Origin of the sequence: Psychrobacter sp. SHUES1 (genome assembly GCF_001652315.1) — a bacterium.
Classification (GTDB): Bacteria; Pseudomonadota; Gammaproteobacteria; order Pseudomonadales; family Moraxellaceae; genus Psychrobacter; species Psychrobacter faecalis.
Genome location: NZ_LXWA01000042.1, coordinates 18,422 through 37,685, shown reverse-complemented (window position 1 = coordinate 37,685; position 19,264 = coordinate 18,422). Strand labels below are relative to the sequence as shown.

Genomic DNA, 19,264 nt, shown 5'->3' with positions numbered 1-19,264 from the left:
AATAAGTAATTTTGCGACGTTTCTTTTATGCCACTAGTAGCGACAGCAGTGATAAAAATGCCCCAACCTACCCACAACTGAGCACCTTAGCTATCGGTGCTAACGTCGAGTTGACCGAAAGTATTGTCCATCATTGGTGCCGTGTACTGCGCGCCAATATCGGCGACACAGGTATTTTATTTGACGGTTTTGGCGGTGAATATCAGGTACAGCTCAATAGCATTAGCAAAAAACACGCCACTGCGACGTTATTATCACACCTAGAAACTGACCGTAACGCCGCTATCTTAACTAAAATCGGGCTGGTAATGAGTCGCGGCGAGCGCATGGATTACGCCATTCAAAAATCTACTGAGCTTGGTGTCACCGCTATTCAACTGCTCGCCAGCCACCACGGTGAGGTCAACCTAAAACCTGCGCAAGTGGAGAAAAAACTGGCACACTGGCAGCAAGTGGCGATTGCCGCCTGTGAGCAATGCGGCCTTAATCGCCCGCCCCTTATTCTCGCGCCATTATCGATTGATGACTGGCTGTCAAATATAGCGGCCAACGAAAACGACAAAGAGATGACAGTTAGCCCAATCGTCGCTGAGCTAAGTAAAGATGCCTACTATCAAGCATTACAGCAACCAGCAGATTTACGTCTGCAGCTAAGCGTGCCAGCAGCAGGACAGCCGCTGATGCCTGAGGTGCTGCCCGTCGTTTTGAAACAACAGACGCCTTATGTTGAATTACTAATCGGACCTGAGGGAGGGCTCAGCGCTGATGAATGCGCCAAAGCTACTGACGTTGGTTTTGCAGCGTGGCAAATTGGACCAAGGGTGCTGCGTACCGAAACTGCGCCTGTCGTTGCCCTAGCGACATTGGCTTCGTTGGCAACCCTGCACACCTTAAATATGTAGGCATCAAATTGCCATCGCTACATCGCCACATCGCCATTTATTATTCAATTTGATGTTATGAGTCCTATTATGACCGATTTTACCCCTATGCCAATATCGGATAAACAGCAATTATTGGTCAAGCTGTGCGAGCAATTTGAAGACGCTATCTTTATATTGGACGACAAACTGCGCTATTTATCCGTTAATGCGAACTATGAGCTGATGCTTGGCTATACAGAAAAATTTTTACTTGGCCGTCCGCTTGGTATCTATGCAGCCGAGTTTTTGTCTGAAGAAGAGCAAGGTGTGCTTAGAAATCTGATTAACAGTTTAGACAGTACAGGATTTTGTGAAATCGATTTTTCCATGGCAAATCGCTATGGCGAAATACTTGACTGTCATATCACCTATCGCAAAATTTACTTAGAAGACACCCCTTATTACGTTGGTACCATACGTAATATGGCGACGTTGGCTAAAAACAGAAAAAAGGTCGCCCATCTGTTAAATTATGACCAGTTGACTGGACTGCCAAACCGTAAAGTATTTTTAAGTCAGACCAGTGAATTGTTAATAGAAAGCTATCAAGAAGTGGTGGTCGTGCGTTTTAACATTGACCGTTATCGCAACCTTGCTATCTTATTGGGACCAGATGGCATCAACAAACTGGTAGAAAATTTTGTCTTACGTATCACCGAGTTGGAGCTGGAAAATTTACGCTGTTTTTCCCATTTTGGTGGTGACGACTTTGCTTTATTATTCGAATGTAATGATGCCAACATGGTGCGCCATCAATTAGACAGTTTAATGCAAATGTGCGAGCGCCCTTTTTTCTTAAATGACAGCATGGCAAAAGAAGCCCAGGTCTATTGTCATATTTCGGTTGGGGTCAGCTATTTTCCTGAAAACGGCAATGAGTTCATCGGCTTATTGACCAAGGCTGAAAAAGCGTTGAATTACGTCAAGCAGCAAGGCGGCGATGATGTCTGTTGGTATCATAAATCGATTAACGAGAGGAATGCACACGATATACAGTTAGAGTCTGAGCTTAGGACGGCCAGCAACGAATGTCAATTTGTGCCTTATTACCAACCAAAATTTGCCTTAGATACGGGTGTGATTAGCGGTTTTGAGGCGTTGGTGCGCTGGCAACACCCTACTCGCGGCTTACTAAGACCCGCCGATTTTATGGATGCCGTCATTTCTCATAAGTTATCGTTTGAGCTGTTTTCACAAATGGCGAACCAAATTGCCAAGCAATTGACCGTTTGGCAAGATTTGGGCTTTGAGCAGCACATCTGTATCAACGCCGATGCGGCCGAGTTTAGCCATCCTGATTTTTTTGACTTGGTCAGTAACTTGTTAGACAGCCATAAACTTGCCGCTCACCAACTGCACATAGAGGTGACCGAATCTTCATTGATACAGCGCCATGCCAATGTCAAAAAACAACTGGATTTACTTAAAGAACTTGGCGTCTGTCTGGCGCTCGATGACTTTGGTACGGGTTTCGCTTCGCTGAGCTATTTACAAGAATATCCGTTTGATTTTATTAAAATTGATAAAAGCTTTATCTCTAAGATTACCAATGACCGTACGCAGCGCGCCATTGTTAAAGCGATTTTGGATTTAGCAGAAGCGCTTGATATGCACGTTATCGCCGAAGGTATCGAAAACGTGCAGCAACGCGATTTATTGCTCAGCATGGGTTGTCAGTACGGTCAAGGTTATTGGTTTGGTAAACCGATGACGGCGGATGAGGCAACTAAGATGCTTACGCAGCAACATTTGTCTAAAAACGACCGTGCTTAGGATTATCTATTAAAGCGAGATTGTTTGAATTTTTCTACTATTATTGTTAAATAATGCTTAAGTTTTTAGCGTATAAGCTCGATGATATATAGGATGCAACACAGGTTGATGACTTATCAGTATTGTCACCAAACTTGTATATTTGCCAGTGAACGCCTATCTTTTACCAAGAATTTACGAATACAATCATAATTCTTTTTCACTCTTCTCAATTTATTTCATATGATCGGTGTTGTTGTCCGTTATTGATACAGACAAACCCTTTAACAGTAAACAGTTGGCAACTCAGACTATTCATAATAGTCGATGACAGTTGCTGTTTTACTGCCGGTCGCATCCTAAAAAAGGACAGGAAGTTATGCAATATAAAGCGCCCCTACGTGATATCCAATTCGTGATGCATGAGTTACTTGACAGCGAAAGTCACTACAAAACCTTACCTGCGTTCCAAGAAGCGGATCGTGAGTTGATGGACAGTCTGTTTGAGATGGCGGCAAGCTTTGCGGAAAATGAGCTGTCACCATTAAACCAAAGCGGCGACGCGGAAGGCTGTCATTTCGACAACGGTACTGTCACCACGCCAAAAGGCTTTAAAGAAGCTTATAAAGCCTACTGCGAGCTTGGCTTCCCAGCCTTGTCTGCTGAAGAAGCATTCGGCGGTCAAAACATGCCGTTCTCATTATCGACGGTCATTAATGAGATGGTTGGCACGGCGAACTGGTCATTTTCTATGTATCCTGGCCTATCACATGGCGCGATTCAAACCATCGAGCACCATGGTACTGAAGAGCAAAAACAAACTTACCTCGAAAAAATGGTCACCGGCGAATGGTCAGGTACTATGTGCTTGACTGAAGCTCATGCGGGTTCTGACTTGGGTATTATCCGCACCAAAGCTGAGCCAAACGATGACGGCACTTATAGCATCACTGGTCAAAAAATCTTTATCTCAGCGGGCGAGCATGACCTAACCGACAATATCATTCATATCGTCCTAGCCCGTCTACCAGGCGCACCTGCTGGCACTAAAGGCATCTCACTGTTTATCGTTCCTAAAGTGATGGTAAACGAAGACAACAGCCTAGGCGAAAACAACAACGTCGTTTGTGGTTCTATTGAACACAAAATGGGTATCAAAGCATCAGCAACTTGTGTGATGAACTTTGATGGCGCGACTGGCTATCTGATTGGCCCGGAAAACCGCGGTCTACAGTGCATGTTTACCTTTATGAACGTGGCCCGTATCGGTACCGCCGTTCAAGGTTTAACGGCAGCAGAATATGCGTTCCAAGGCTCATTAACCTATGCCAAAGACCGCTTAGCGATGCGCTCACTATCAGGTGCGAAAGCGCCAGAAAAAGTCGCTGACCCTATCATCGTTCACCCAGCCGTTCGTAACATGCTATTGACCGAAAAAGCCTTTGCTGAAGGCGGTCGTGCCCTCGTTTATTACCTCTCACACTTTGCGGATACTGTTGCAAAAGGCGAAGGCGATGACCTGAAGTTTGCTGACCAAATGCTGTCACTATTGACACCAATTGCTAAAGCATTCTTGACTGAAACTGGTCTAGAAGCGGCTAACCATGGCGTACAGGTTTATGGCGGCCACGGCTTTATCAGCGAATGGGGCATGGAGCAAAACGTCCGTGATACCCGTATTGCTTGCTTATACGAAGGTACCACTGAAATCCAAGCGCTTGACCTACTCGGCCGTAAAGTATTGGGCTCACAAGGTAAAATGCTGGCCAACTTTGTTAAAGTCATCCAAACTTTCTGCGAAGAGAACAAAGACAACGATCAAATGGGTCAATTTATCCGCCCACTTGCCAAACACCTGAAAGAATGGGGCGATTTAACCGCGCGTATCGGTATGCAAGCGACTGAAAACCCAGATGCGGTTGGCGGTGCAGCAGTTGACTACTTATACTTCAGCGGTTATGTCACGCTAGCTTATTTATGGGCGCGTATGGCCTTGGTTGCGCAAACTGCATTGGCGGACGGTACTGGCGAAAAAGCCTTTTACGATGCCAAAATCAAAACCGCGCAATTCTACTTTGCAAAATTATTGCCACGTACCACCACGCACGTACAGCGCATCAGCACTGGTGTTGAGCCGTACATGACCATGGACGTTGATCAATTTGCGTTTTAATGTATAGAACGTTGCAAGTGTAGTATCTATTTTAATAAGCAATTCCTATCGGCAACATACTTAGGTGTGTTGCCGATTTTCTTAGCAGCTTTATTGCTAATAGTTTTTGGTGGACGCACAATTCACGAAGAAAACCACCCGTGGTTACGCTAATTTGCTAAACTTTAACTATCTATGTTTAAGCTGCACTCACAAGAAAATTGAACGCTTTGCCCTACTCACTTTTATTTATTTAAACCAAAGGAATGTTTATGGCTGTTTATAATGCCCCTCTTCACGACATGCGCTTTATCCTAAACGACGTATTTAAGGCGCCTGAATTTTGGCAAAACAATGAAAACCTTGCTCATGTCGATATGGAAACTGTCGATATGATTTTGGAAGAAATGGCAAAACTGTCAAAAAACGTCTTATTACCTATCAACCGTAGCGGTGATGAAGAAGGCGCAACCTTTGAAGGTAATGGCGTTGTCACCACCCCTACTGGCTTTAAAGACGCCTATAAGCAGTATGCCGAATCAGGTTGGGTTGGCTTAAGTGGTAACTCTGAGTACGGCGGTCAAGGTTTCCCAAAAATGGTCACTATGTTGACCGAAGAGATGGTATTTACCGCCAACCAGTCATTTGCTCTATATCCAAACCTAACCGTAGGCGCAACGCTTTGCTTAAATGCGGCGGCGTCTGAAGAGCAAAAGCAAACTTACTTAGAGAAAATGTACAACGGTGAATGGTCGGGTACTATGTGCTTGACTGAGCCGCATGCTGGTACTGACTTAGGTATTATCAAAACTAAAGCCGTGCCAAACGACGATGGTAGCTACAATATCTCTGGTACCAAAATCTTTATCACTGGCGGTGAGCATGACCTCACAGAAAATATCATTCATTTGGTATTGGCAAAAACCCCGAATGCGCCAGAAGGCTCAAAGGGTATTTCGCTGTTTGTGGTACCAAAATTCTTGGTTAATGAAGATGGCAGCTTGGGCGAGCGCAACACTTTAGCAGTTGGCTCTATCGAGCATAAAATGGGTATCAAAGCCTCAGCCACTTGCGTGATGAACTTTGATAATGCCAAAGGCTGGATGGTTGGCGCAGAAAACACCGGTCTGTCTTCAATGTTCATCATGATGAACTATGAGCGCGTGACCATGGGTCTGCAAGGTCTTGGTGGTTCTGAGCTTGCTTATCAAAATGCGGCACTATATGCCAATGACCGTGGTCAAGGCCGTAGCGATACCCAAATTCAAAGCCCAGAAAAACCTGCTGATGCCATTATTTATCATGCCGATGTACGCCGTATGCTGTTAAATGCCAAAGCCAACACCGAAGCGTCACGTTGTTTTGCGATGTACGTCGCCAAAAACCTAGACCAAGAGAAATTTAGTACCGATCCTGTAGCCGCTCAAGCAGCCGCTGCACGCGTTGCCTTACTGACGCCAGTTGCTAAAGCTTTCTTGACCGATAAAGCGTTAGAAGCAACCATTGATTGTCAGCAAGTATTCGGCGGTCACGGCTATATCCGCGAATGGGGTATGGAGCAAATCGTCCGTGATACCCGTATTGCTCAGATTTATGAAGGCACCAATGGTATCCAAGCGCTTGACCTACTAGGTCGTAAAGTGGCAAAAAATAACGGCAAATATGTCACCCATTTCTTAGGTGAGATTCGTGATTTTGTCAATAATATGCAAGCGGATCATGGTATCAAGCAAGCAACGCTAAACGCTGCTGATACGATTGAAGAGTTAACCACTACAGTACTTAGCAATATTGGCGCACGTAAGAGTGAAATTAATGGCTGTGCCGTTGATTACATGCATGCGTTTGGCTACCTTGCCTACTCATATATGTTTGCACTCATGGTCGAAGCTGCGAATGGTAAAGAAGGTGAGTTCTACACCAATAAAGCCAAGCTTGCCGATTATTTCGTCGGTCGTATCTTGCCACGTATCGACGCTCACGCGCAGATGGTAAAAGCTGGCAGTGATCCAATGATGAACTTTGATCTTAGTTACTTTGATGTACCTGCTAGCTAATTGTTTACTTTTATAATAAAGTAAGCCATACCGTACAACGATAAAAGGGACAGTCACGCTACTGTCCCTTTTTTTGCCAAAAATATTGTGGCAGCCATTAAAGAAATTAGACGAATTAAAGAAAGAAGAGAAATCAGCATAGTAAAGGTCAGAATAACTGTTAACAAAATAATTAAGCGCCGAGAGATGGTTACGATTAAAATAACGCAGAGCTAAGCTTATTAGGGCGTGTCCTCATTTTAAAAATGGTGATAAAAATGAGATAAATTGCCATCAAACGAGGAAAATAGCGCAAATAATATCGAGATATTAGTCAGCTATTTGACGATGTTTGACAAAATTTAGCCATTTTTAGCCCATTTAGATACAAGCGCTTGAATTGAGGACACGCCCTAACTTTAATAAGGGTTTTTTAGTTTTAAACAGTAAAGTGATGCATTGGCACGCTAAAAATTAACACTCAAAAACTCCCCTCACTTGTTGCAATATTGATAAACACAGCATTTGCTAAAAAAATATCTCCTTGTCCATACTCAATAATAACAATGATTGAAATAACTACCATAAGGGATGCAATGTGTCAGAAATAAAACACATTTTACAACAGATTACTGCCTTAAGTGATGTGCCAGATCCTGCGGTACTCAAGCGCTTAATCGATGAGCTACGTGTCAGTGACAAAGAGCCGGCATTAGCTAATCAAAAGATGCAAGATTTGATTGATATTTTACGTCAGCATCCAGAATACGCCGATGGACTGTCAAGCTTCGTTTTAAAACTCATCATTGAATATCGCCAAATTGCGTTATATACCGATACGGGCATCATGTCGGATCAAGGCTTTTTTAATAGTCTGCGCCGCCTTATCGGTCATCGTTTTTTACCCCTGCTGCCACAAGAAGATTCCGTTATAGAATTGGTCGGTTATTTATTTGACAGACGCTCGGATGAGCGCTGGCTTGCCAATATTGACAAAGACAAATGGGATGAGATGGTCGGCCTACTCAAGGTCAATGAGCAGCATTTAAACTTGGTCGCAACGGCAAAAAACAGTATCTTGAACGCGATTATCATTTTATCGTATCGGATTAGCGGCATCGGCTTGCATCCAGATTTGATGGAATTTTATCCGCAAATGCTCAATTACTCGGCGTCATTTGTGGCACAAAATCAAGAAGCTGTCCTCTACGTCAATCAATACCGAGAAGCCCATGAGCTTGATACTCTGACCGATATTATCCCTGACAAAGCGGTCGATCCTGCGCCATTACTAGTGATGATTGAGCAATGTGAAGATATCGTTGCCACTATCCGTAAACGTATTTATAAAACCGGTATTTCAATCCGCCTAACCAACATGATGCTGCGTTTGGATCAAAGCCTACAACGGATGCGTATTTTAACTGAGCTGGTAGCAGACAACTATGATAAGCGTGATCAGGCTATTATTGAGCTTATTCAAGCGCTGATTACGAGTGCCAGTCGCCGCTATAGTATTGGTTATTTGATTGATAATAATACCAAGCTGCTATCGCGCAAAGTTACCGAAAACGCCAGCCGCGTCGGTGAGCATTATATTAGTACCGACAAAGCTGGCTACCAGAAAATGTTTAAAAAAGCTTCCATCGGTGGCTTTATCATTGCTTTTATGGCAACTACTAAGATATTGGCGTACCATCTGGCGCTGGCGCCGATGGGACGCGCCTTTATCAATAGTATGATTTATGGTTTAGGCTTTGTATTTATTCACATCGTCCACGGTACGGTCGCTACCAAACAACCGGCTATGACAGCGGCGGCAATCGCCTCTACCATCTCTGACGGTTCTGGTAAGAAATCGCACCAATTAAACAAGTTATCAGAGCTAGTGGTCGATATTTTACGTACCCAGTTTGTTGCGATTATGGGTAACGTCATGTTAGCCATACCTGTTGCCCTGATTATCTCGTTTGCGTGGTTACAGTATACTGGTACTCCGATGATCAATACTGACAAAGCCGCACACTTATTGCATGACCTTGACCCCTTTCACTCACTAGCACTTCCTCATGCGGCTATCGCTGGCGTGTATTTATTTTTAGCCGGTCTTATCGCAGGTTACTATGATAATCTGGCGGTTTATAACCAAATCGGCGCCCGTATTCAGCGTCATAAGCTTTTGCAATACTTATTACCCAAAGCTTGGCTTCAGCGTTTAGGCGGCTTTATCGAAGCCAATCTCGGCGCCATTATGGGCAACTTTTTATTCGGGGTGTTCTTAGGCAGTACGGCTACCATAGGTTTTATATTTGGCTTACCGATTGACATACGTCATATCGCTTTTGCCTCGGCGAATCTGGCGCATGGGCTATTTCACATACCTGCTAATCAATGGGATTGGACGGTTTTTTTCATCTCTATTTTGGGCGTTGCCCTTATCGGTATGGTCAACCTCATGGTCAGTTTCTCGCTGGCATTGTTTGTCGCACTGCGCTCTAAAGAAGTCAAGTTTATGGAATGGAGCCGTTTAACCAAGCAGCTTTTTAGTCATATGCTGACCCACCCGTCCGACTTTTTTTGGCCACGTGACAAACCTATGAAATACGCTCGTATCGATAGCCAAGGTCACATGATTTTTGATGATACCAATGCTCATAAAGGCGGACAGACCATACCGCATAACTATGTGGTACGCCGTTTATCTGACGTCAAAATTCTGCCCAAATCTAAGCAAAAAAGCATGCAAAATGAGCAGGCCATTACTGATATAGATTATGATAATAATATATCGGATAGTCATGCCGACGCGGCGCTGAAAAGTCGAGAAACGCACAGTACTACTAAGCCAGTAAGCGCCAAAAAAACGATCGACCTCGATGATGGACTAATAGATGAGGAGCTAAATAGCGTCCCTTATAGTAATGACATCCAATACGATAAGTCGTATAAAGACGACGACAGCAATCCTGATAGTAAAGCTGCTGGCGATGCCAAAACGCCCTTGCCTAAACCGAAAAAGCCACCAAACCTACCCAGTTAAGGGGACGGTGTTGGTGGCTTAAATACCGCTTAACTAACGGTTTTTTTGATTTACGAATTAAATGATAAATTAGTTTTTTACAGATTTTATATCAGACAATATAGTCAAAATAACCTAAAAACGCTACGGTATTGCTGATGTATCGATATTACTTTTCACTCACTATAGCATATAAAGTGGCATGACTATTTTTCTGTTGGTGGTAGGCAGTGAGCACTTGAGGTGATGGCTTTGCCGTCGCCCAAGCGATAAGCAAATAAATAATTACCCCAAACACAGCCACCATCAAGTGCACGCGCATGCGGCAAATCAACCTCAGCTTTAAGCGCCGCCCAATGACCAAATAAAATCTTGCGGGCACGTGGTACTTGCCATTCAAACCAAGGCAAAAAATCCTTTGGCATTGGCTCATCTAATCCTGCTGAAAAATCAAATTCAAGCGTGCCATCTTGTTTGCATAAGCGCATACGGGTGAAATAATTAGCAATTGCTCGCATTTTGGTATAGCCATGAATGTCTGCATGCCACTCATCGGCAGTTTTGCTATATAGATTCGGCAATAAGCGATCAAGCTGTTCTAAGCTGCCTTTTAGTTGGGCCTCTAACTGCTGTGCATATTTCGCCGCCGCCTTAATCGTCCAATGCGGTGGGATACCCGCATGTACCAATACCGTCTGCTCATCAGGATAAGCCAGTAGTGGCTGATGGCGTAGCCATTCTAACAATTCATCGCAATCATCAGCAGCAAAGATAGGTGCGGTCTTATCTTTTTTCTTGAGCGCTGTTGCCCCGCGCCAAACCGCAATTAAATTGATATCGTGATTGCCCAATACCGTTGCTGCAGCCCCTTGTTCACATAGTGCTTTGACATGACGTAGGGTACTTAACGAATCTTCGCCGCGTGCCACCAAGTCGCCGGCAAACCATAACTTATCTTGCGCTGGGTCAAAATCTAAAGTTTCAAGTAATTGCAGGTAGGCCGCATAGCAACCTTGCAAATCACCGATGACATATTGATGGCGAAAACTCATAAACCCTCTATCATTTTTGTTTGATAAATTAAGCGTCTAATAAATTAAGACGCTAAGTGACGCGCTTGATTGCTTAAATTGACAAAATCTTTCACACTTAACACTTCCGGACGCGCTTGTGGATCGATGTCGCAAGCGGCGAAATCGGCTTCGCTCAGCGTCGGCAATAACGTAGAATTTTTAAAAATAGCGCGTAGTGTCTTACGGCGATGGTTAAAGGTCTCACGTACCACAAGTGCGAAATATTCCTCATCTTCTGCTACGATTGGTTTATTGATATGCGGCGTCAAGCGAAAAACCGCACTGGTGACTTTTGGCGGCGGATTAAAGGCGCCGCGCGGTACGGTCAATAAATAATCGGTATCGCAATGATATTGCATGATGACCGATAGACGACCATAGGTTTTGCTGCCAACTTCAGCGGTGATACGCTCAACCACTTCTTTTTGCAGCATAAAATGCATGTCTTGAATGACATCAGCATAACTGAGCAAATGAAAGAGTATCGGCGTAGAAATATTATACGGTAGATTGCCCACCACGCGCAGCTTGCCGCGCTCAGGACTATATAGCTGACGATAATCAACATGCATGGCATTGTCTTTGATAATCGTAAAGTTTGGATGGCTATTAGCCCCAATACGAATGCGCAAACTATCTGCCAAATCACGATCCAGCTCGACCACGGTCATCGCATCGACTTCTGCTAATAGCGGCTCTGTTAGCGCGCCCATACCGGGTCCAATCTCGACCAAATTATCGTCACGCTCTAAACGAATGCTCTCAACAATCTCACGTATAACACTACGGTCATGTAAGAAGTTTTGACCAAAGCGTTTACGCGGTTGGTGTTTGGCAGCGCGTAGGCTGTTAGAAATAGATTGAGCATCAAACGTAGTTTTGGACATAAAAAGGTCTTAATCGATAAAAGATAAATGGACTATAGCGCTATGGCAGCAATGTGCTGGATTTATATGCGCTTTTATTTGCTGGCTTTGTAATACAAAATTATAGCACAGCTCATAATTACACTGTATTTTTGAGACATTATTATTAATAAACTACCCATACCTTATCACAACCGACACAGTGCCTTATTTTTGTTCTAAAATCCTTTATTATAATGACGATTATGAGAATGAGCATGGTACCCTAGTGAGGACTTGAACACTAAGCTGTGGGCTAATGGTATCAACGTTTTAACTCGCTGAGATAGTCTCAGTGTACTTCATGGTGTACAAAACGTTAGATTATCAAGCTTAAAAAGCCTTGGATAGAACTATTGCTGAAGTTTTAAGTGCCACTATGGAGGTTATTTTACCAACTGATAAAAATCCTTCTTTAAAGTTTCCTCAAAATCCCAACATGGGGATGATTTACTAAATTCTATAGTTACAAAAGTAGAGTCTCTATTCTCCCCAAGTGCTAACCCATACTTATCTTTACAGAATAAATATCGCCCTTTCTCCTGATAATCTTTTTTATACTGTATCCAACCATCGGCTTTGATTTTACTTATATTATCGTCAGTTATACCATCACTATCTTCAAACATTATTCCGTAACGTAACGAACTACTACCCCTGCTCGTTCGACCTTCAGATATTGAGTTACTCTTAAAAATCTCCTTTAAAGAGGGTGCAAGCTTTTCTCGAGCAATAATTTCACTTTTTTTGACGTTTTCAAGATAATTTTCAGGTGTTTCTAATTTTTCTTTGAACATCATAGCCATAATGAAAACAAATACTCCAGAGAAAAATATGTTAAATGTGCGTTGACTAAAAAAACCTTTATTATTTTCTTTCATGCCTTTCTCTCGTTAGCGGTAAGGCTTTTTAATATATAGCCGACGGTTCGATGCTCTATACAGGCACCGAACAGGTTTTATCATAAATAGGCTTTAGCTGATTTTAAATGGTTTATCTAGATAATTGAGATACGCTACCGTATTTACTTTTTGTCAGCCAAATATCTTTTGACAATTTCGGGTAAAAGAAAGTAATAATACTGTTTAAAAAACATTGGCATGTTCACGTAACTTCCATATCTCCTAAATATTGTTTGCCAACCTTCAACGCCAATATTTTCACGAATATACCCATGACTATCTATAATATCGTGTTTATATCCAATAATTTGAAGCGGTAAATCAAAATCAATTAATAGAAATAAATCTTGAGTATTATCAAAAATAATAAAAGGCGTGTTTATATGAATCTGCCCTAATTGATAGATCACACTTTCGTTTACAGTAGAGCATTGTATAAAGCAACATTTATCTCTATCCGTTGATGCTATCAAAATATCACCCTTCAAGTTCTCTTCAATAATTTTCATGCAAATGTCGCCAGCATCTAAGCCATTATCTAGTTCATCTCCTAATTCATAAGGCAATGTGAAATAATTAAAATTTTGATTAGGTGTAGGTTTAATATCGTTATTACCTTTAACAAAAAAATGCTCCAAATTAAATTGATTCGCTTGCTCTACTTTAAGTAAATCACAATTCTCTTTTACTAGCATTTGCCTATCTGTAGCCCACTCATCAGATTCAAGATAGTATTCGTCACTATTAGGTTCATAAAAGTTCATTAGATTTATTTCCTACAATGTATAACTATTGATTAACAATTTTACCTATTCTCTTAATACTGTAAACATCAACTTAGCACACTTTGTTCAACCAGCTCGAAGGAAAATAATAATCAAACGATATTTGTTTCAGCGTATTCATACCGAAACTCATTTGAACTTTCGTTTAACTATCTAACAGCAGGGTATACCCTAGCGGAACCAGCAATTTCACCCTTAAAACCTATTAACAGACCACTTAAAACAGACTGCTATAATGGAACCGCTTATATTAGACCGTGTTTGATGATTCATAAATAGCCGTTATTCACAACAAAGTTACCCAGTACTGCGTGACAAATGCCACTAGGGCACTAACTTATGCAAGAAGTCCATTAACAAGCGATTTATCTGCCATCTCATTGGCCATCAGGAGTGCTTGGTATAAGCTGGTCGCACTTGCGCCGCCGCGCCCTGCTAAATCAAGCGCCGTACCGTGATCAACTGAGGTACGAATATACGGCAACCCCAAGGTAAGATTGACTGTATCGCCAAAGCCGTGCGATTTGAGCACTGGTAAACCTTGGTCATGATACATAGCAATGACCGCGTCACAGTTGGCTAAATGTCTTGGGGTAAATAAGGTATCCGCTGGCATTGCTTCTGATATATCGACGCCTACGTCGATAAACTCACGCAATACGGGATTGATAATCTCAATCTCTTCAACGCCCAAATGACCGCCCTCACCTGCATGCGGATTAAGACCGCAAACCAAAATACGTGGCTGCGTTAAGCCGAACTTCTCGCGCATATCGTCAATGACAATTTGTACCGTTTGGCGTACATTATCAGCAGTGATAGCCGCAGGTATGTCTTTTAATGCTAAATGCGTGGTAACAAGCGCCACTTTCATGGCTTGATTGGCGAGCATCATCACGACTTTCTCACAGCCACTTTGCTGCATAAAAAACTCGGTATGACCGCTAAACATGGTGCCATCGAGCAGTTTAATATCAGCATCTATTAAGGCAGATTTTTGCAATGGCCCTGTGACGATGGCAGCGACTGTTTTGTTGGTCGCTAACTGATGGGCGATATCCAACTGCTTGGCAACCATGGCCGAATTGCGAGTATTAATTTTTCCGCAGACAACGGGTTCAGCACAAGGCGTATTTAACAAAATAAACGCATTATCATCATTGTCATCAATAATTTGCTGTGACATTTGATTTAAAAATTCATCGGCCTCTATTTCCAAATCGACAATTTGCCAAAATGGACAGCTCTCGAGCACGCCTGCTGTTACCAGCATATCAGCGCGCTTTTGCATTGCGGTGCTATCGGCAGTAACCCAGATTGGACGCTTAAAATCGTGCAATTTACCCTCAGCTGCTAATAGCAGCACGATATCCATACCAATACCAGCAGGCTCACCGGTTGTGATTAATAATGGTAGTCTTTTTTGCATAGTAAAATATCCTAGTTTGATATTAAGAATGTGTTTTTATTGGATTTATTATTATGAAAACGAGCGTTTAAGAGGGTCTAAGCCGGCGTAAATTTTATATCATAGCAGATGGCATTTTTATAGATAATTACTGATAGCAGCCGAAAAAACGCTAGAATGTGTTAAACTTTCGCCTTTCATTGTAGCATTTACCAGCAAGCGCTGAGACCACCTTTTGGTACTTCTCTCGTAGAGCTATGCCGCGCTTGCGTGACGGTATCACTCCTAAAATAAATACTGATAGCACATAGCTATTTATACTCTTATATAATTAATTTTATACCGACTTTTGAAACTGACTTTTAAGACACTGGGCACCCATGGCAGACAACGAAAAAACCGACGACTTACTCAATCAGACACCGCCGCACAATATTGATATTGAAAAGGCCTTACTGGCGTCTTTGATGAGTATCGAAGAGGCATACGATAAGATTGCAGATATCGTCACCAAAGACGATTTTTATGCGGGGCGTCACCAGTATATTTTTGATGCGATTGCGCATTTGGCAGCGGTCAACGAGCCTTACGATACGGTCATGGTGCATGATTGGTTGGAAGCACAGAAACTGCTTAAAGGTGCCGGCGGTGACAGCTACTTGGCCGATATTTTAAGCCAAAGTCCTGCTACCTTGTTTAATCTCACCGCTTATGCGCAGCGCGTGCGAGAGCTATCGACCTTACGTCAGCTCATTACCACGGGCAATGACATGCTGACCCTTGCCTATAATCCCAAAGACCAAACGGTAAGCGATATCTTGGACAATGTTGAGGCAAAAATATTTAGTATCAATGAGCAGCATAATAAACGCGCAGAGCAACGCGGCCCCGTTGGTATTACCTCAGTATTGACCAATGTCATTGATAAGATTCAAGAGTTAAAGTCTAATCCTGACGGCATGATAGGTTTACAAACGCCATTCGTCGAGCTAAATAACAAAACCCAAGGCTTACAAGCCGGCGATTTAATCATTGTAGCGGCGCGTCCGTCTATGGGTAAAACCACCTTTGCTATGAACTTAGCAGAAGGCGTTTTGTTTAATGAAGATTTGCCCGTGGTGGTATTTTCGATGGAAATGCCAGCGGAGTCCATCGTCATGCGTTTGCTGTCGTCTTGGGGTGCGATTAATCAGACGCACTTGCGCTCTGGGCAAATGAATGAAGATGAATGGGCAAAAATGATGAATGCCATTCAGCATTTGCAATCTAAGCATTTATATATCGATGACAGTACCGCCCTGCCGCCCTCTGAGCTGCGTTCGCGCTGTCGCCGTATTGCTAAAAATCATGATGGTAAACTTGGCGCTATCGTCGTCGATTACCTACAGCTAATGAAAGTACCTAGTCTTGACGGCAACCGTGTGGGCGAAATCTCGGAAATTTCTCGTAGTTTAAAAGCCTTGGCTCGTGAGCTTGAATGTCCGGTTATTGCGCTGTCCCAGCTTAACCGCAGTCTAGAAAACCGTCCAAATAAGCGCCCTATCATGTCGGATTTGCGTGAGTCGGGTGCGATTGAGCAGGATGCCGATTTGATTATGTTTATTTATCGCGATGAGGTTTATAATGAAAACTCAGACCACAAAGGTGTGGCTGAAATCATCATCGGTAAACAGCGTAACGGCCCTATCGGCACCGTCCGCTTAGGCTTTGAAGGGCAATTTACCCGCTTTATTAACCTGACACCAGAATACTATCAAAACGTCAGCTTTGAGAATGATGAATAATCGGCTGACTAAACAATACATATAATAAGCTTTAACTTTAAAACGACTATGAATAAAACTAGCCAGTGCGTCATCAGCCAAATTGATGACGCACTGGCTTTATTGCTTTACCCCATTATTAATAACATCATTTGTTTAATGAAATCGTTTTACTAATAAAAATAACTTTGTCAATAAAGAAGGCAATTATGCGCACTATCACAATTAATCCAGCCGCCATTACTCATAATTTGGCGCAAGTTAAAAAACTGGCACCGACGGCAAAAATCCTTGCTATGGTCAAGGCCAATGCTTATGGCCACGGCGTCGCTGCTGTCCTACCAGCATTGCAACAAGGCGAGCAACAGGCTGATGGTATAGGCGTTGCAACCTTGATAGAAGCTTTAGAAGCCCGTCAATTAGGTTGGGATAAAACCATTGGTCTCATCGAAGGCGCATTTACCGCCAAGGAATGGCAGCTAACGATAGAGCATGATATCAGCTGCGTGATTCATCATGAGCCGCAATTAATGTGGGCATTAGAAAAAACCCCACCGACTACCAGCGCCACTCGAGTGGTTTGGCTAAAATATAATACTGGCATGAACCGCTTAGGTTTTAATGACCAAACGCTGATTCCAGCAGCCAAACGTTTGCATAAAGCCGGTTATCAGCTGATTTTAACCACTCACTTTGCCAATGCCGACGACCGCGCTCATCCTCTAAATGCCATTCAAATCCAGCGCTTTAACGACATGCTACAGACGTTACGAGAAACGGTGAGCAGCGATGTAAAAGGCTCATTGTGCAACTCAGCAGGTATCGTCAATTTCCCCGAGCATCATCACGATTGGGTACGTCCGGGCATCATGCTTTACGGTAGTACGCCTGTCACTGATAAAAGTGCGCGTGATTTGGACTTACAGCCAGCAATGGAATTTAGCGCCCAAATCATCGCGCTACAAACAGTCAACGCAGGTGACGGCATTGGTTATGGCAGCCGCTGGACTGCGATGCAAGATACCAAAACAGCGTTAGTCAGCATCGGTTATGGTGACGGCTATCCACGCGTGGTGAGTGCTGATGCCTATGTTTCTGTTATTGACGATACCAACAACCAAAGCTACCCATGTGCGGTCATCGGACGCGTAGCCATGGATATGATTGTCATTGACGTCAGCGCTGTGCCAAACAGCGTGGCGTTAAATAGTAAAGTATTACTGTGGGGTGACGCGCCGCACGTCGATGAAGTCGCCGCCCATGCTGAAACCATTAGCTATGAGCTGCTATGCCGCCTAAGCGCGCGCCCAACTCGAAACATAACAGAATCCTAATCGTTAGATATGAACATCATGACAGTTTGCCAGATAAAAGAGACAGCGCCAAATCATGGCAAATTGAACATTTACATTAAGCCCAATTGCGCTATACTAAAAGTTTGTTGTCACCACAGTATATGCACTGACGCGATATGATTACTGACTGACAACGTAACATTTTTATCGATTTTTCATCGATTGTGATCGACTGCTAGGATTACTATGAGTTTGCGCCATTTTTTGACCCTATCTGATTTAACCAAACAAGAACTAGAAAACCTCATCAAACGCGCTTGTGAATTACGCAAAATGCAACATGCCGGCGAGATATATCAGCCCTTCGTTGGGCGGACGCTTGGCATGATATTTGAGAAATCATCCACTCGCACACGTATCTCATTTGAGACGGGTATGGGACAGTTTGGCGGCAGCGCTATCTTTCTGTCGCCAAACGACACGCAGCTTGGGCGCGGTGAGCCGCTAGAAGATTCGGCGCGCGTTATCTCAAGCATGGTCGATATCATTATGATTCGTACCTTTGGCCACGAAAAAGTTGAAACCTTTGCCGAATACTCAAGTGTGCCGATTATTAATGCCCTGACTGACGAATTTCATCCGTGCCAGCTGCTTGCTGATATGCAAACGTATTATGAGCATCGCGGCAGTATCGAAAACAAAATCGTTACTTGGGTTGGCGATGGCAACAATATGTGCGCCTCCTACATGCAAGCGGCCAATCAGTTTGGCTTTGAGCTGCGTGTTGCTGCCCCTTATGGCTTCGAGCCTAATCCTGAACTGATGGAGCGCTTCTCACATTGCGTGAGCTTGGTCGAAGATGTGCAAGATGCAGCAAAAGATTCAAACTTAATCGTCACCGATGTCTGGGCGAGTATGGGACAAGAGTCTGAGCAAAATACTCGCGCACGCCGTTTTGCGCCCTATCAAGTTACGCCATCACTGCTTGATAAAGCTGACCCCGAAGTGGTATTTATGCATTGCTTACCTGCGCATCGCGGCGAAGAAATCTCTCACGATATGCTTGATGATCCACGCTCAGTGGTTTGGGACGAAGCTGAAAACCGATTACATGCGCAAAAAGCCTTGATGGAATTTTTATTAAAAGACAAAATTAAGCTACCTGCCTAAAAATAGGTTGTTAAAAACATATCGTGATATTTTGCTAAACCAGCAAGCAGCAGATGAACAGATACGAAAAAGGCAGCGCAT

At 43.3% G+C, this 19,264-nt stretch carries 13 protein-coding genes; 8 read left to right on the top strand and 5 right to left on the bottom strand.

Annotated elements, in window-relative coordinates; genetic code table 11:
* Positions 1-11 precede the first annotated feature (11 nt).
* From A7325_RS05180 to A7325_RS05160, 5 genes are all read left to right on the top strand, one after another.
* Entirely contained in the window at positions 12-902 is an 891-nt protein-coding gene (locus tag A7325_RS05180; RefSeq protein WP_068405221.1) for a 16S rRNA (uracil(1498)-N(3))-methyltransferase, read from the top strand.
* 69 nt (positions 903-971) lie between these two features.
* Positions 972-2,696, top strand: coding sequence for a putative bifunctional diguanylate cyclase/phosphodiesterase (locus A7325_RS05175; RefSeq protein ID WP_082894295.1), 1,725 nt, complete (start codon positions 972-974; stop codon positions 2,694-2,696).
* Between the two features lie 358 nt (positions 2,697-3,054).
* On the top strand, positions 3,055-4,848 hold the full coding sequence (locus A7325_RS05170) for an acyl-CoA dehydrogenase C-terminal domain-containing protein (protein WP_068405218.1): 1,794 nt from the start codon (positions 3,055-3,057) through the stop codon (positions 4,846-4,848).
* A 251-nt stretch (positions 4,849-5,099) separates the two neighbouring features.
* Positions 5,100-6,884: an acyl-CoA dehydrogenase C-terminal domain-containing protein gene (locus A7325_RS05165; RefSeq protein ID WP_068405217.1), complete on the top strand. Its 1,785-nt coding sequence runs from the start codon at positions 5,100-5,102 to the stop codon at positions 6,882-6,884.
* A 577-nt stretch (positions 6,885-7,461) separates the two neighbouring features.
* Positions 7,462-9,903, top strand: coding sequence for a site-specific recombinase (locus tag A7325_RS05160; RefSeq protein WP_068405215.1), 2,442 nt, complete (start codon positions 7,462-7,464; stop codon positions 9,901-9,903).
* A 185-nt stretch (positions 9,904-10,088) separates the two neighbouring features.
* On the opposite strand, the gene A7325_RS05155 is transcribed toward A7325_RS05160, so the two are convergent.
* From A7325_RS05155 to pdxA, 5 genes are all read right to left on the bottom strand, one after another.
* Positions 10,089-10,934, bottom strand: a complete 846-nt coding sequence (locus A7325_RS05155) for a symmetrical bis(5'-nucleosyl)-tetraphosphatase (protein WP_068405213.1) — start codon at positions 10,932-10,934, stop codon at positions 10,089-10,091.
* A gap of 44 nt (positions 10,935-10,978) precedes the next feature.
* Positions 10,979-11,842, bottom strand: coding sequence for a 16S rRNA (adenine(1518)-N(6)/adenine(1519)-N(6))-dimethyltransferase RsmA (gene rsmA, locus A7325_RS05150; protein WP_068405212.1), 864 nt, complete (start codon positions 11,840-11,842; stop codon positions 10,979-10,981).
* Positions 11,843-12,246: 404 nt separating this feature from the next.
* A complete protein-coding gene (locus tag A7325_RS05145) occupies positions 12,247-12,741 on the bottom strand; it encodes a hypothetical protein (protein ID WP_068405210.1) in 495 nt (164 codons plus the stop codon).
* 143 nt (positions 12,742-12,884) lie between these two features.
* Positions 12,885-13,526, bottom strand: coding sequence for a hypothetical protein (locus A7325_RS05140; RefSeq protein WP_068405208.1), 642 nt, complete (start codon positions 13,524-13,526; stop codon positions 12,885-12,887).
* Between the two features lie 358 nt (positions 13,527-13,884).
* Positions 13,885-14,976: a 4-hydroxythreonine-4-phosphate dehydrogenase PdxA gene (gene pdxA, locus A7325_RS05135; protein ID WP_068405207.1), complete on the bottom strand. Its 1,092-nt coding sequence runs from the start codon at positions 14,974-14,976 to the stop codon at positions 13,885-13,887.
* 359 nt (positions 14,977-15,335) lie between these two features.
* Here pdxA and dnaB point away from each other — a divergent pair, with 359 nt between their 5' ends.
* The 3 genes from dnaB (at position 15,336) to argF (ending at position 19,183) form a co-directional block, all read left to right on the top strand.
* Positions 15,336-16,739, top strand: coding sequence for a replicative DNA helicase (dnaB, locus tag A7325_RS05130; RefSeq protein WP_068405205.1), 1,404 nt, complete (start codon positions 15,336-15,338; stop codon positions 16,737-16,739).
* A 188-nt stretch (positions 16,740-16,927) separates the two neighbouring features.
* Entirely contained in the window at positions 16,928-18,052 is a 1,125-nt protein-coding gene (gene alr, locus A7325_RS05125) for an alanine racemase (RefSeq protein WP_068405203.1), read from the top strand.
* Between the two features lie 207 nt (positions 18,053-18,259).
* Complete coding sequence (gene argF / locus A7325_RS05120) at positions 18,260-19,183, top strand: ornithine carbamoyltransferase (protein WP_068405201.1); 924 nt, start codon at positions 18,260-18,262, stop codon at positions 19,181-19,183.
* Positions 19,184-19,264 lie beyond the last annotated feature (81 nt).